This is a genomic window from Aurantimonas sp. 22II-16-19i, assembly GCF_002088275.1.
In the GTDB taxonomy this organism is placed as follows: Bacteria; Pseudomonadota; Alphaproteobacteria; order Rhizobiales; family Rhizobiaceae; genus Jiella.
Genome location: NZ_AQQS01000014.1, coordinates 89,660 through 103,954 on the forward strand (window position 1 = coordinate 89,660; position 14,295 = coordinate 103,954).

A 14,295-nucleotide genomic window follows, 5' to 3' on the forward strand; every position below is an offset into this window, starting at 1 on the left:
GGATGGGGCATGAGCTCCCTGACGAGGGGCGCCGGGCACGGCGAGCGAGAAAAACTCGCCTCGGAACGAGTCGTGATCGGCCAGAGTTTTCAATGGTAAATGTCGTTCGGCTACCAGGCGGCCGCGTTTTCCGGATCCCTGCGGGCATTTGTAAGTGCATAAAATGACATACAATTCGGAATTCGATGAGCGAGACTCCGGTTTTCACAACCAGCACCATTGCGACAGCGCGGCAGGGCCGGATTCCTGACGAGCTGCGAACCTATCTGCGCGCCCATACCGCAGCGTCCCACGCTCGGCTCGATTCCCGCTTCGAGGCGCTCGGTGCGAATCCGACACTCGCCGACTATCAGCGCTTCATCCTGATGAACCTCGTCGCCTATCGGGCCCTTTCGACCTTTCTTCAGGATCCCTCGGACGACCGTGCCGCCCTGGCGGAGGCAGTCGAGAGCAATCGCGAGCGGCTGGAAGGGGACGCCGCGGCGATGGATCTCGGCTCCCCGGCGAAGACCCTGTTCACGCTCGAGCCGTTCGGAGCGGCGGAGACGATCGGTCTCGCCTATGTTCTCGATGGCTCGAAGCTCGGGGCGCGGTTCATCCATCGCCGCCTCGAAAAGGCCGGGCTCCTTGCTCACGGTCAGGGTGCCGCACAGCGATTCCTCGCATCGGCCTTCGTCGACGATGGGCCGCTTGCGGCCGTCGCCACCGGGCCGATGCCTGCCGGCGAGACGAAGAAGCAGCGGGCGATGCAGGGCGCCCTCGTGACGTTCGGCCTGTTCGAGCGCTCTCTCGATATCGCCGACAGGGCGCAAGAACGGACCATGCCAGCGCGATGAACTATCCCGGCCTCTCTTCCGACAAACTCGACCTGTCGAACTGCGACCGCGAGCCGATCCACATACTCGGCCGGATCCAGAAGTTCGGCTGTCTCGTCGCCATCTCGATGGACTGGATCATCCAGCACGTCTCGGCGAATACCGGCGACGTCTTCGGCCGCGATCCGGACGACCTGCTCGGCGCACCGCTCGCCGACATTCTTCCGCCCTCGGCCCTGCATGCCATTCGCGGCAAGCTCCAGCTCTTGTCGCCGAACGACGGGTCGGAACGCATCTTCGCGACCGACCTCTTCGAGGACGGCCGCCGCTTCGACGTGGCGGTCCACATTTCGGACAATTCGATCGTCATCGAGTTCGAGACGGCGGACAGTCATTCGGTCGGCAATGGCAGTCCCGGCGCGATGATCAAGGCGATGATCGCGCGCATCCAGCGCTGCGACACGAACGAGCTGCTCTACAAGGAGTGCGTGCGCCAGATCCGGACGGTGACCGGCTTCGACCGGGTCATGCTCTACCGCTTCGCCGAGAGCGGCTCGGGCAACGTCATCGCGGAATCCTTGAACCGCGGGCTCGAATCGTTTCTCGGGCTGAACTATCCGGCGACGGACATCCCGCGCCAGGCCCGGCGGCTCTACCTCAAGAACCGGATCCGGATCATCGCCGATGTCGATGCGGAAGACGTCGACATCGTGCCACCGACCAACCCGCACGGCGACCCGCTGGACCTGTCGCTGTCGGTCGCCCGGGCCGTCTCGCCGATCCACGTCGAATATCTGAAGAACATGGGGGTGAGCGCCTCCTTCTCGATCTCGATCGTCATCGACGACAAGCTCTGGGGCCTGTTCGCCCTCCACCATTACGCGCCCCGCCATCTCGCCATGGAGATGCGCAGCATGATGGAGCTGTTCGGCCAGATGATCTCGCTGGTCATCGAGGGCCGCCTGGCCAAGGACATGCGGCGGCTCGAGGAAGAGGCCCGCGACCTGCACGACCGCGTCGTCGGTCGCCTCGTCTCGACCTCTCCGACGATGGAAGAGCTCATCGACTTCGCCGAGGAATTCCGCGAGCTGATTCCCTGCGACGGCTTCGCCGTCTGGGCGAAGGATGTCGTGCGGACCGTCGGCCACTGCCCGTTTCCGGACGAGATGCCGGGGCTGGCGCGCTTTCTCAACCGGACCGCCGCCAGCCGGATCTATGCGACCGACGAGTTGTCGCTCGTCTATCCGAAGGCGCACGAGTTCACCGATCGCGCTGCCGGCCTTCTCGCCATCCCGATCTCGCGCTCGCCCCGCGACTATCTGATGTTCTTCCGCAAGGAGATCGTCGCGACCGTCACCTGGGCCGGGCGTCCCGACGACAAGCCGATGGAGCACGGGCCGAACGGTCCGCGCCTCACGCCGCGCAAGAGCTTCGAGGCCTGGCAGGAGACGGTGCGCGGCAAGTCCGCAGCCTGGTCGGTCTCGGACATGAAGGCGGCCGAGGCCCTGCGGGTCTCGATCCTCGAAGTGCTCCTGCGCTTCAACGAGGAGACCGAGCGCCAGCAGCAGCGGGCCACCCAGAATCAGGAACTGCTGATCGCCGAGCTGAACCACCGGGTCCGCAACATTCTCAGCCTGATGCGGGCGCTAGTCGTCCAGAGCCGGGCCGGCGCCAAGACGATCGACGAGTTCTCGGCGGTCATCGGCGGGCGGATCCAGGCGCTGGCGCGGGCCCACGACCAGATCACCAACGACAACTACCAGCCCCAGAGCCTGCGCGCGATCATCCAGACGGAGATCGAGGCCTATATCGGGCACAAGGTGAGCCGCGTGCGCCTCGACGGTCCGCCGGTGCTCGTCGATGCCAAGGCCTTTTCGACGCTGGCGCTGGTCTTCCACGAAATGGTGACCAATTCCGCCAAATACGGCGCCCTGTCCGATTCCCGCGGAACGGTCACCGTCACCTGGCGCGTCGACCAGCACGAGAGCTGCGAGATCGCCTGGCGCGAAAGCGATGGGCCGCCCGTGCAGCCGCCGACCCGGCGCGGCTTCGGCACCACCATCATCGAGCGGTCGATCCCGCACGATCTGGGCGGCGAGGTCGCGGTCGACTATCATCTGACCGGCGTTCGCGCCCGCTTCCTTCTGCCGCCGCAAGTCTTCTGGCTGGATCAGGAGGTCGAGGCCAAGACCTACCATCACTCCAGAGAAGGCGCACCCGTGAGTTCAGAAACGGCCGAGACGGCCATCCTGCCCCGTCTGAACGGCAGGTCCTGCCTCGTCGTCGAGGACAACATGATCATCTCGCTCGATGCCGAGCAGATGCTGCTCGACAACGGCGCCGAGAGAGTCCTGACGGCGATGAGCGTCAGCGAGGCAAAGCGGATCGTCGAGAGCGAGCCGGTGGACGTGGCGCTGCTCGACGTCAATCTCGGCAGCGAGACGAGCTTCGCGCTGGTGCCGACGCTGCAGGCGCGGGGCGTGCCCTTCGTCTTCGTCACGGGCTATGGCGAGAAGCTGGAAATGCCGGAAACCGTCGACGCCGCGGTCGAGGCGATCAAGAAGCCGTTCGCCACCGACCAGCTGATCGCCGCGCTCGAACGGGCGCTGGCGCGCAAGCCCGGGTGACGCTCCGCGAGCCGGTCCGCGGGGCGGCGTTCCGGAAGACGCTTGCACCCGGCGCCCGGCGCGGTAGGTTCTGGCAGGACGAGGGCTTCGGCCGGTCTGCGGACCTGCGCCGGAAACCGGGCGCGGGCGCTGCCGGAGATTTCTTATTCCCACTGGAATAATTCAATCGATTAGACTAGAGCGTCGCCTCGGAGCGTGTGCGGCCCCGCCGACGAGGCCGCAAGGCGCTGAAAACCGATCAGGAGTGAGCGATGTCCAGCCAGATCATTCCGGTGGAACCGTTCGACTACGTCGTCTTCGGCGGCAATGGCGACCTTGCCGAGCGCAAGCTGCTCCCGGCGCTCTACCACCGCGACCATGACGGCCAGATTCCCGGCGAGTCGCGCATCATCGGCGCCTCCCGCTCGGATCTGTCCGACGAGGACTATCGCGAATTCGCCCGCGAGGCGCTGACCAAGCACGTCAAGCCGGAGGACATCCACGAGGTGTCGCTCGGCCGCTTCATCTCGCGGCTGCACTATCGCACCATCGACGCCCAGGCCGATGGCGGCTGGGACGAGCTGCGCGCCCTGCTCGACGAGGCGGACCACGAGCGCATCCGCGCCTTCTACCTCGCCGTCGGCCCGTCGCTCTTCGCGCCGATCGCCGAGCGGATCAGCGGCAAGGGCCTTGCCAACGAGCATTCGCGCCTCGTCGTCGAGAAGCCCGTCGGCCGCGACCTCGATTCGGCGAGGGCGCTGAACGAGACCATCGGCCGGCACTTCCGCGAGGACCAGATCTTCCGCATCGACCACTATCTCGGCAAGGAGACGGTGCAGAACCTGATGGCGCTGCGCTTCGCCAACGCCCTCTACGAGCCGGTCTGGAACTCGACCCATGTCGACCACGTACAGATCACCGTGGCCGAGGAGGTCGGCCTCGAAGGCCGCGCCGGCTATTACGATAAGGCCGGTGCGCTGCGCGACATGGTGCAGAACCACATCGTCCAGCTGATGTGCCTCGTCGCCCTCGAGCCGCCCTCGGCGCTCGATGCCGACGCGCTGCGCGACGAGAAGCTCAAGGTGCTCCGGGCGCTCAAGAAGATCGACGACACCAATGTCGAGAGCCGCACCGTGCGCGGCCAGTACAAGGCCGGCGCCTCGGGCGGCGCCGCCGTGAAGAGCTATCTCGACGATCTCGGCAGTGGCGACAGCGACACCGAGACCTTCGTCGCCATCAAGGCCGAGATCGGCAACTGGCGCTGGGCCGGCGTGCCCTTCTACCTGCGAACCGGCAAGCGCCTGTCCCAGCGCATGTCGGAGATCGTCGTCACCTTCCGGCCGATCCCCCACAACATCTTCGAGAACGCCGCCGGCAACATCGCACAGAACCAATTGGTGATGCGGCTGCAGCCCGACGAGGGCGTCAAGCAGTGGCTGATGATCAAGGACCCCGGCCCCGGCGGCATGCGCCTGCGCCACGTGCCGCTCGACATGACCTTCGCCCAGTCCTTCCGGACCCGCAACCCGGATGCCTACGAGCGCCTGCTGATGGACGTCATCCGCGGCAACCAGACCCTGTTCATGCGCCGCGACGAGGTCGAGGCGGCCTGGGAGTGGATCGATCCGATCCTCAAGGCCTGGGACGCCAAATCCGTGAAGCCCCAGGGCTATACGGCCGGAACCTGGGGGCCGTCCGCCTCCGTCGCGCTGATCGAGCGGGACGGGCGGACCTGGCACGAGCCGGACTGAGATCGGCGGCACGCCTGTCGGCAACGCGGCGCCCCGGTGGCGGCAACGTCGCCGGGACAGGCAGACAACAAAGGATCAGGCCGACCCATGAGCGAGCCGGTGTTCCATCGCTATGACAGCCGCGAAGCGCTCGCCGAGGCGCTCGCCTCGAGCGTCGCGGCCGTGCTCGCCGGCGCCATCGCCACGGTGGGAGAGGCCCGCCTCGCGGTCTCCGGCGGCTCGACCCCGAAGCGTTTCTTCGACAGGCTCGCGCAGACCGGGATCGACTGGGCGAACGTGACGGTCATGCTCGTCGATGAACGCTGGGTGCCGGAAGACAGCGCGCGCTCCAACGCCGCCATGTTGCGCGCGCATCTTCTCACGGGTCCTGCCGCGGCCGCGCATTTCGTGCCCTTCTACGAGCCGAGCGACATGCCGGAAGAGATGTTCGAGACGCTCAACGACCGGTTCCAGCCGATGGGCCGCCGGTTCGACGCGGTGATCCTCGGCATGGGAGCCGACGGCCACACCGCGTCGTGGTTCCCGAACGCCCCCGGGCTTTCCGCCTGCCTCGACCCGGAGACGGACGACGCCGTCGCCATCGTCCATCCGCGCGACACCGACGAGCCACGGGTGACGCTGACCCTGCCGCCGATCGTGGAAGCGCGGTTTCTGGCTCTCCATATCGAGGGCGAGGAGAAGCGTGTGGCGCTGGAAGCGGCAAGAGCCGAAGGCGCGGTCGCGGACATGCCGGTCCGCGCCGTCCTGCGGGCCGAGCGCGACGAACCGCTCGCCATCTTCTGGGCGCCCTGACGGGACACGCCGGCGACATGGCGGCGCTCCGCCGCAAGAATCCGAGACCTCGGCCGGACAATCCGGCCGTTCCATCATTCGACTTTCGACTTTCCATGATTCGACAAGGGGCCGTAGGATGACTGCAGACCGCCGCATCGAAGAGATCACCGACCGGATCCGCGAGCGCTCGGCGCCGACGCGCGAGCCCTATCTCGCCCGGATCCGCGCCAAGGGCGCCGAAGGGCCGAAGCGTTCCACGCTCACCTGCGGCAACCTCGCCCATGGCTTTGCCGCCTGCGGTCCCCTCGACAAGCAGCGGCTTTCCGACGGTCAGACCCCCAATCTCGGCATCATCACCGCCTATAACGACATGCTGTCGGCGCACCAGCCCTTCGAGCGCTATCCCGAGCTGATCCGCGAGGCGGCGCGCGAGGTCGGCGGCACGGCGCAGGTCGCCTCCGGCGTTCCGGCCATGTGCGACGGCGTCACGCAAGGGCAGACCGGCATGGAGCTGTCGCTGTTCTCGCGCGACATCATCGCCATGGCGACGGCGGTCGGCCTCTCCCACGACATGTTCGATGCGGCCGTCTATCTCGGCGTCTGCGACAAGATCGTGCCGGGGCTGACGATCGCCGCGCTCACCTTCGGCCATCTGCCGGCGATCTTCATTCCCGCCGGGCCGATGACCTCGGGCCTGCCCAACGACGAGAAGAGCCGCATCCGCCAGCTCTATGCGGAAGGCAAGGTCGGGCGCGACGAACTCCTCAAGGCGGAATCGGCCTCCTATCACGGCCCCGGCACCTGCACCTTCTACGGCACCGCCAATTCCAACCAGATGCTGATGGAGATCATGGGCCTGCACACGCCGGGCTCGTCCTTCGTCAACCCTAACACGCCGCTGCGCGACGCCCTCACGAAGGAAGCGACCAGGCGGGCGCTGGCGATCACCGCGCTCGGCAACGAATACACCCCCGCCGGCCTCGTCGTCGACGAGCGCGCCGTGGTCAACGGCGTCGTCGGCCTGCACGCCACCGGCGGCTCGACCAACCATACGATGCATCTCGTCGCCATGGCCGCCGCCGCCGGCATCAAGCTGACCTGGCAGGACATTTCCGACCTTTCCGACATCACGCCGCTGCTGGCGAGGGTCTATCCGAACGGGCTTGCCGACGTGAACCACTTCAACGCCGCCGGCGGCATGGGCTTCCTGATCCGCGAGCTTCTGGATCGCGGCCTCCTGCACGAGGACGTGCGCACCGCCTGGGGCCGAGGCCTGCGCGCCTACGCCATCGAGGCGAAGCTGTCGTCCGACGGCGAACAGGTGGTGCGCCACGACGCGCCCAAGGAAAGCGGCGATCCGAAGGTCCTGACTACGTCCGACAAGCCGTTCTCCTCGAATGGCGGCCTCAGGATGCTGAAGGGCAATCTCGGCAAGGCGGTGATCAAGGTCTCCGCCGTCAAGCCGGAGCGCCGCATCGTCGAGGCGCCGGCGAAGATCTTCCACGACCAGAACGAGTTGAAGGTGGCCTTCGACGCCGGCGAACTCGACTGCGACTTCGTCGCCGTCGTCAGGTTCCAGGGGCCGAAGTCGAACGGCATGCCGGAGCTCCACAAGCTGACGCCGCTCCTCGGCGTCCTGCAGGATCGCGGCCACAAGGTCGCCCTCGTCACCGACGGGCGCATGTCGGGGGCGTCGGGCAAGGTGCCGGCGGCGATCCACGTGACGCCCGAGGCCAAGACCGGTGGCCCGATCGCCCGAATCCAGGATGGCGACATCATCCGCCTCGACGGCGAGACGGGAACGCTGGAAGTGCTGGTCGACGACGCGACCCTCGATGCCCGCACGCCGGAGATGCCGGACCTTTCCGGCAACGAGTTCGGCATGGGCCGCGAACTCTTCGCCGCCTTCCGCTCGGCCGTCGGCGACGCGGAAACCGGCGCCAGCGTGTTCTGAGCGGGCTGGGCGCTAAGCAGAGTTTCCCAGAAGTGGTTACCGGTTCTGGGACAAAAACTCTGCTGAAACAAAAGGTTCTAGCAGGCATCCATTGGCTTACCAGCCAATGCCTGCTTGGTTCCTCGTGGGGTCGCAAGTGTCACTCTCCGGTCGAGCGATTTGCTGACGGCCTCACAGAAATGCACGCCCGGTCGCTTCGCAGAACCGTCACAGAGGCTGAAGCTTCGTCATCCCGGCCCCCGAGCCGGGATCCATTCCTCTGCATGGGAGGTGATGTTCACCCATCACCAACAATGCGATGGAAATCGCGGATCGTGCGCAAACAGAGATGATTTGGAATGGATCCCGGATCAAGTCCGGGATGACGAGGCGGTGATGCATTCACCCACCCTTCCTCGTCGAGGCAACCGTCTCAGAAGAGAACGGATGCGGTCGATGGCGCATTCGAGGAGCTCGGTCATGAGTTCGATATGCATCGCGTCCGCACGGGAAGAAAGAGTGCTTTCTTCGCCATTGCGAAACCGGCGCCAACGTGGTCCGGGAAGCGCGACCTCCTGCTCTTCGGGCTGCCACCACGCCTGACCCCAACCCCTTGCAATCGTGGCGCCAACCGTTACCTTCCCGGCCAGCTCACACGGGGTGCCGAAAGGCTGAGAGGCGAGAAGCCAACCCGTCGAACCTGATCCGGATCATGCCGGCGGAGGGATTGCGGGCGCGGCCGGATCTTGAAGAAGGCGCGACCGATCTTTCGACGCCGGCGAGACGAAAGCCCGCCGATGTCCCGCCCCCGCCGCCCGCTTGCCCGCACCATCCTCACCCCCATCCTCGCTGTCCTGGGCGCCGGCGCCTGGCTGGCAGGCCTCGCAGCGTTGCCGAGCCCGGCCAGCGCAGAGGGCGCCGACAAGCCGACCCTCACCGTCTACACCTATGACAGCTTCTCCGCCGAATGGGGCCCCGGCCCGCAGCTGAAGGCGCAGTTCGAGACGTCGTGCGCGTGCACCCTCGACTTCGTCGGCCTCGACGACGGCGTCGCCATCCTCAACCGGCTGAAGCTCGAGGGCCCGTCGACCCGGGCGGACGTCGCCCTCGGCCTCACCAGCGACCTCATTCCCGAGGCGAAGGCGACGGGCCTGTTCACGGACAGCGGCGTCGACACGGCGGAGCTGACCGTTCCCGCCGGCTTCTCCGATCCCGTCTTCGTTCCCTACGACTATTCCTACCTCGCCTTCGTCTACGACACCGAGACGGTGAAGACCCCGCCGACGAGCCTCGCCGACCTCATCTCCGGCGACCCGGACCAGAAGATCGTCATCGAGGATCCGCGCACCTCGACGCCGGGCCTCGGCTTCCTGCTCTGGATGAAGGCGGTCTATGGCGACGACGCCGCCGCGAAGTGGCGCGAGTTGCAGCCGCGCATCCTCACCGTCACGCCGGGCTGGAGCGAGGCCTATGGCCTGTTCACCAAGGGCGAGGTGCCCATCGTCCTCTCCTACACGACCTCGCCCGCCTATCACGAGATCGAAGAGAAGACCGATCGCTACCAGGCGGCGGCGTTCGATGAAGGCCATTACCTGCAGATCGAGATCGCCGGCATCCTGAAGAGCTCCGAGCATCGGGAGCTGGCGCAGCGCTTCCTCGCGTTCTTGGTCTCGAAGGAAGCCCAGCAGACCCTGCCGACAACCAACTGGGCGCTGCCGGTGCGCGGCGACATCGACCTGCCCGAGGCGTTCTCCCATCTCGTCACAGTGGAAAAGCCGCTCCTCATCGACCCGGAAACGGTCGCGCAGAACCGCCGGGCCTGGACCGACGAATGGCTGCAGGCGGTCGGCGCGCGGTGATTGGTGACCTGGGGGTTTCGCGGCAAGTCTCCGGCCTCCGGGCCTGCCGCGCCTCCCTCTGCCCTGCCGGGCATTTCCCTCCCGACGGCGAGGAGCGGACCTCGTTCTGCCAAACCGGTCGTTCGTCGAACGGCGACGCATCAAGGCAGGCGGGGACAGTGGCTATGATCGATCTCCCCCCTTGTGGGGGAGATGCCGGCAGGCAGAGGGGGGTAGGCCGCAAGACCCGGCAGTTCCAGGCGGACAGCAACGTCGCATGAACACTCGCACAGACCGCCGCATCCGCGTCGCCGTCGGCATCGCCGCAGCCCTTCTCGCCCTCGGCTTCCTGCTCGGCGGCTTTCTCGTGCTCCTCGCCGTCAGCCCGCAGGCGCCGGACCTCGCCGCCCTTCTCTCCGACGCCTATATCCGGGCGATCCTCGGCTTCACCCTGCTGCAGGCCGGGCTGTCCACCCTCCTGTCCGTCCTCCTGGCGATCCCCTTCGCGGTCGCGCTGCATCGTGCCCGCTTCCCCGGCAAGCGGCTGATCCTGCGCCTGTTCCTCTTGCCTCAGGCGCTGCCCGTCCTGGTCGGCGCCCTGGCGGTGATCACCATCTGGGGCCAGAGCGGCGTCATCTCCCAAGGGCTCACCGCGCTCGGCCTGCCGCGCCTCGACGTCTACGGCCTGTCGGGCATCCTCATCGCCCATGTCTTCTTCAACATGCCGCTGGCCGCCCGGCTGTTCGTCGCCGCCCTCGACCGGGTGCCGACCGAGAGCTGGAAGCTTGCGGGCCAGCTGGCGCTGCCGCCGCTCGGCGTCTTCCGTCTGGTCGAATGGCCGGCGCTGCGCCCCGCCCTTCCCGGCGCCGCCGCGCTGATCTTCATGCTCTGCGTGACGAGCTTCACCATCGTCCTCGTCCTCGGCGGCGGGCCGGCGGCAACAACGCTGGAAGTCGCCGTCTACCAAGCGCTGCGCTACGACTTCGACCCGTCCCGGGCGATCGGCCTGTCGCTGATCCAGATCGTCCTGACGGCGCTCGTCCTCATCGCCACGCTCATCCTCGGGCGCGACACGGCCGGCGGCTTCGGCCTTGGCGCGAAGGCCCGCCGCTTCGACGCCGCAAGCCGCGTCAGGGACCTGTCCGACGCGCTGGTCGTCACCCTCGGAACACTGTTCGTCGCCAGCCCCTTCGCCGCGGTGCTCGTCTCCGGGCTCGCAGCGGACCTGCCGCGCCTTGTGACGGAAGCCGCCGTCCTCGATGCAGCGCTGACCAGCCTTGCCGTCGCGCTCGCCGCCGCCAGCCTGTCGCTCCTCGTCTCCACCCTCGTCCTCCTGGCGATCGAGGCCCTCGCGCAAGGCCGGCGGCCCGGCCGCCTGCGCCGCGTCACCCGGCGCTCGCTCGAGACCGCGACCAGCCTCGTCCTCGTGGTTTCGCCGGTCATCGTCGGGGCCGGCTGGTTCCTGGCGCTGCGGCAGGTCACCGACGTCCTCGCCGCCGGTCCCTATGTCGTCGTCGCCACCAATGCGGTGATGGCGATGCCCTTCATCGTGCGGATCGTCGCGCCGGCCCTGCGCCAGGCCAATGCCGAGACCGGCAGGCTGGCCGAAAGCCTCGGCCTCACCGGCCTTGCCCGCCTCGCCTTCCTCGACCTGCCGGCGATGCGCCGGCCGCTGGCGCTGGCCTTCGCCTTCGCCGCGGCGCTGTCCTTCGGCGATCTCGGCGCCATCGCGCTCTATGGGTCGAACGACTTCGTCACCCTGCCCTATCTGCTGCTGCAGCGCATGGGCAGCTATCGCACCGCCGATGCGGCCGGCCTCGCCCTCCTCCTCGGCCTCGTCGCCATCGCGCTGATGGCTGTCGTCGAGGGCGGGCTGGCCGGGCGAAGGAGACCGACGTGAGCGAAACGGCAGCGACCCGGAAGAGTGCCATGGCGGGCGGACAGCCGGCGCCGGCGCTTCGCCTCGAGGGCGTCCGCTTCGCCCATGGAGCGGCGGAGATGCGGTTCGACCTTTCGGTGGCGGCGGGCGAATGGCTGGCGCTGATCGGCCCCAGCGGCGCCGGCAAGTCGACCCTCCTCGATCTCGCCGCCGGCTTCCTGACGCCGGCGAGCGGGCGCATCCTGATCGCCGGCCGCGACGTGACGCGCCTCGCGCCGGCGGAGCGGCCGCTGTCGATGCTGTTCCAGGAGAACAACCTGTTCCCCCATCTCGACGCCTTCCGCAACGTCGCGCTCGGCATCGCGCCGCGGCTGCGGGTGTCGAAGGACGAGCGGGCGGCGGTGGAGGGGGCGCTCGCCGCCGTGGGTCTCGAAGGCTACGGCAAGCGGCTGCCGGCCGAGATGTCGGGGGGCGAGCGGCAGCGGGTGGCGCTGGCGCGGGCCTTTCTGCGCGAGCGGCCGCTGATCCTCCTCGACGAGCCCTTCGCCGCGCTCGGCCCGGCGCTGCGGCGCGACATGCTGGAACTCCTGGCCAGACTGCGCCAGCGCGGCGACGGGAGGCCGGCGAGCGTGGTGATGGTGACCCATCATCCGGAGGATGCGGCGGAGATGGCCGACCGGGTGGCCTATCTGGAGGACGGCGAAATCGCCGCCCTCGGCCCGGCGCAAACGATGCTGTCGGGCGCCGCCGATCCGCGGGTCTCACGCTATCTCGGCATTGCGAGAAAAAACGTGTGACGCATTTCCGGCGAATTTCCGGTCTACTGCGATGATCGGGGACGGGAGGGGATGTCTTTCCGGAAATTGATCGACGATGTTGCCCTCGCGCGCTTTCGCGGCGGCAGCCGATTCGGTTAACTGCATTTGGTAAGGCGGCGAAAGCGTAATCGCGGTCGGGACGGACGGGGCGTCAATCGCGTCGATGACATCACCATGGCATGAGTTCAGGATCGGGCCGAGGATGCGGGCGCTGGGGCGCCTGGCGACGCTGTGCGCGCTCCTCGCGGCCTCCGGCTGCACGACCTTCGGTGCCGGTCTCGACACGATGGCCACCGAGGCCGAGACCGGCAGCATCCGCGCCGGCTACACCTCGACGCGCCAGCCGATCACCTTCGAGACGGCGCAGCAGAGCGATCCGCAATCGGTCATCGGCAAGAGCCAGCATCCGAAGATCCTCGCGGCCTATGGCGGCGCCTATTCCGACCCCAAGCTCGAACAGGCGCTGGCCGGCATCGTCGGCAAGCTGGCGGCGGCGAGCGAGGACCCCAACCGGGTCTACCGGATCACCATCCTCAACTCGCCCAACATCAACGCCTTCGCGCTGCCGGGCGGCTATGTCTACATCACCCGGGGCCTCCTCGCGCTCGCCAACGACTCATCCGAAGTCGCGGCGGTGATCGGCCACGAGATGGGCCACATCACCGCCAATCACGGCATCCAGCGCCAGCAGCGCGAGCAGGCGGCCGAACTTGCCAGCCGGGTGGTCTCGGAAGTCCTCGACAACGAATCGGCCGGCCAGATCGCGCTCGCCAAGGGCAAGCTGAGTCTGGCGCAGTTCTCGCGCCAGCAGGAGCTGCAGGCCGACGCGCTGGGCATCAAGCACATCGCGCGGGCGGGCTACGACCCCTTCGCCGCGGCGCGCTTCCTCGAAGCGATGGATTCCTATTCGCGCATGCGCAACGCCTTCCAGGCGACCGATCCCAATCTCGACTTCCTCGCCTCGCACCCGTCCGCCCCGCAGCGCATCACGCTGGCCGGCCAGCTCGCCCGCAGCGAAGGCCCGCCCGGCACCGGCACGCGGGACCGCGACCGCTATCTCGCCGGCATCGACGGCATGCTGTTCGGCGATTCGGCGGTCGAGGGCTATGTGCGCGAGCGCACCTTCCTGCATCCCGGCCTCGGCATCAGCTTCACGGTGCCGAAGGGCTTCTCCCTCGACAACACCGCCGAGGCGGTGATGGCGACGGGGCCGGACGACACCGCGATCCGCTTCGACGGCGTCGCGCTGGCGCCCAATCGCGGCCTCGTCGACTACGTCAATTCCGGCTGGATCGGCGGGCTCGAGCCCGGCAGCGTGCGCCAGCAGCGCATCCACGGGCTCGAGGCGGTGTCGGCGCGGGCGAGAGGCGGCGAATACAATTTCGACGTGACGGTGATCCGCCTCGGCAGCCAGGTCTACCGCTTCCTGACCGCGGTGCCGGCCAAGGCCAGCGTCGATGCCGGCGCCATCGCCGCCGGCGTCGCCGGCAGCTTCCACCAGCTGTCGGCCGAGGAACGGGCGGCGCTGAAGCCGCTGCGCATCCGCATCGTCGAGGCGCGGCAGGGCGACACGGCCGGAACGCTCGCCGCCCGCATGGTCGGCGTCGAGGCCAAGGAAAACATGTTCCGCCTCCTCAACGAGTTGACCGTCGACGACGCGGTGAAGAGCGGCGAGCGCTACAAGATCGTCGCCGAATAGGTCGCCGGCCCCGCAGTCTCGCGCGCCCCGGCGCTCTCCCCGCCACGCTAAAGGTCGCGCAAATGCGCCCGGCGGCGCGGCGCGCCCCGGTTCCGCCCCGCAAGTCTGGGGCCGTTTGCAGTCTCCCGTCCCGGCGGGAACGGACAGCGGAACGCCGGAGGCAAGCCCTCCGATATTCTGTA

9 protein-coding genes and 1 riboswitch are annotated in these 14,295 nt (G+C 67.9%); all 9 genes read left to right on the forward strand.

Annotated features, from left to right (window positions below):
- Positions 1–185: 185 nt before the first annotated feature.
- The 9 genes from ATO4_RS13090 (at position 186) to ATO4_RS13130 (ending at position 14,113) form a co-directional block, all read left to right on the forward strand.
- A complete protein-coding gene (locus ATO4_RS13090) occupies positions 186–836 on the forward strand; it encodes a biliverdin-producing heme oxygenase (protein ID WP_083591967.1) in 651 nt (216 codons plus the stop codon).
- Positions 833–3,442: an HWE histidine kinase domain-containing protein gene (locus ATO4_RS13095; RefSeq protein ID WP_083591968.1), complete on the forward strand. Its 2,610-nt coding sequence runs from the start codon at positions 833–835 to the stop codon at positions 3,440–3,442. Before ATO4_RS13090 ends, ATO4_RS13095 begins: the two co-directional genes overlap by 4 nt.
- Before the next feature lie 251 nt (positions 3,443–3,693).
- On the forward strand, positions 3,694–5,172 hold the full coding sequence (zwf, locus tag ATO4_RS13100) for a glucose-6-phosphate dehydrogenase (RefSeq protein ID WP_083591969.1): 1,479 nt from the start codon (positions 3,694–3,696) through the stop codon (positions 5,170–5,172).
- An 87-nt stretch (positions 5,173–5,259) separates the two neighbouring features.
- Entirely contained in the window at positions 5,260–5,964 is a 705-nt protein-coding gene (gene pgl / locus ATO4_RS13105; protein WP_083591970.1) for a 6-phosphogluconolactonase, read from the forward strand.
- Between the two features lie 118 nt (positions 5,965–6,082).
- Positions 6,083–7,900, forward strand: a complete 1,818-nt coding sequence (edd, locus tag ATO4_RS13110; RefSeq protein WP_083591971.1) for a phosphogluconate dehydratase — start codon at positions 6,083–6,085, stop codon at positions 7,898–7,900.
- Positions 7,901–8,525: 625 nt separating this feature from the next.
- A riboswitch (TPP riboswitch) is annotated at positions 8,526–8,624 on the forward strand.
- Between the two features lie 52 nt (positions 8,625–8,676).
- On the forward strand, positions 8,677–9,738 hold the full coding sequence (gene thiB, locus ATO4_RS13115) for a thiamine ABC transporter substrate binding subunit (RefSeq protein ID WP_083591972.1): 1,062 nt from the start codon (positions 8,677–8,679) through the stop codon (positions 9,736–9,738).
- Between the two features lie 256 nt (positions 9,739–9,994).
- A complete protein-coding gene (locus ATO4_RS13120) occupies positions 9,995–11,617 on the forward strand; it encodes a thiamine/thiamine pyrophosphate ABC transporter permease ThiP (RefSeq protein WP_083591973.1) in 1,623 nt (540 codons plus the stop codon).
- Complete coding sequence (gene thiQ / locus ATO4_RS13125; protein WP_245308731.1) at positions 11,614–12,393, forward strand: thiamine ABC transporter ATP-binding protein; 780 nt, start codon at positions 11,614–11,616, stop codon at positions 12,391–12,393. Before ATO4_RS13120 ends, thiQ begins: the two co-directional genes overlap by 4 nt.
- A 223-nt stretch (positions 12,394–12,616) precedes the next feature.
- On the forward strand, positions 12,617–14,113 hold the full coding sequence (locus ATO4_RS13130; RefSeq protein ID WP_245308732.1) for a M48 family metalloprotease: 1,497 nt from the start codon (positions 12,617–12,619) through the stop codon (positions 14,111–14,113).
- The last annotated feature ends 182 nt before the right edge of the window (positions 14,114–14,295 follow it).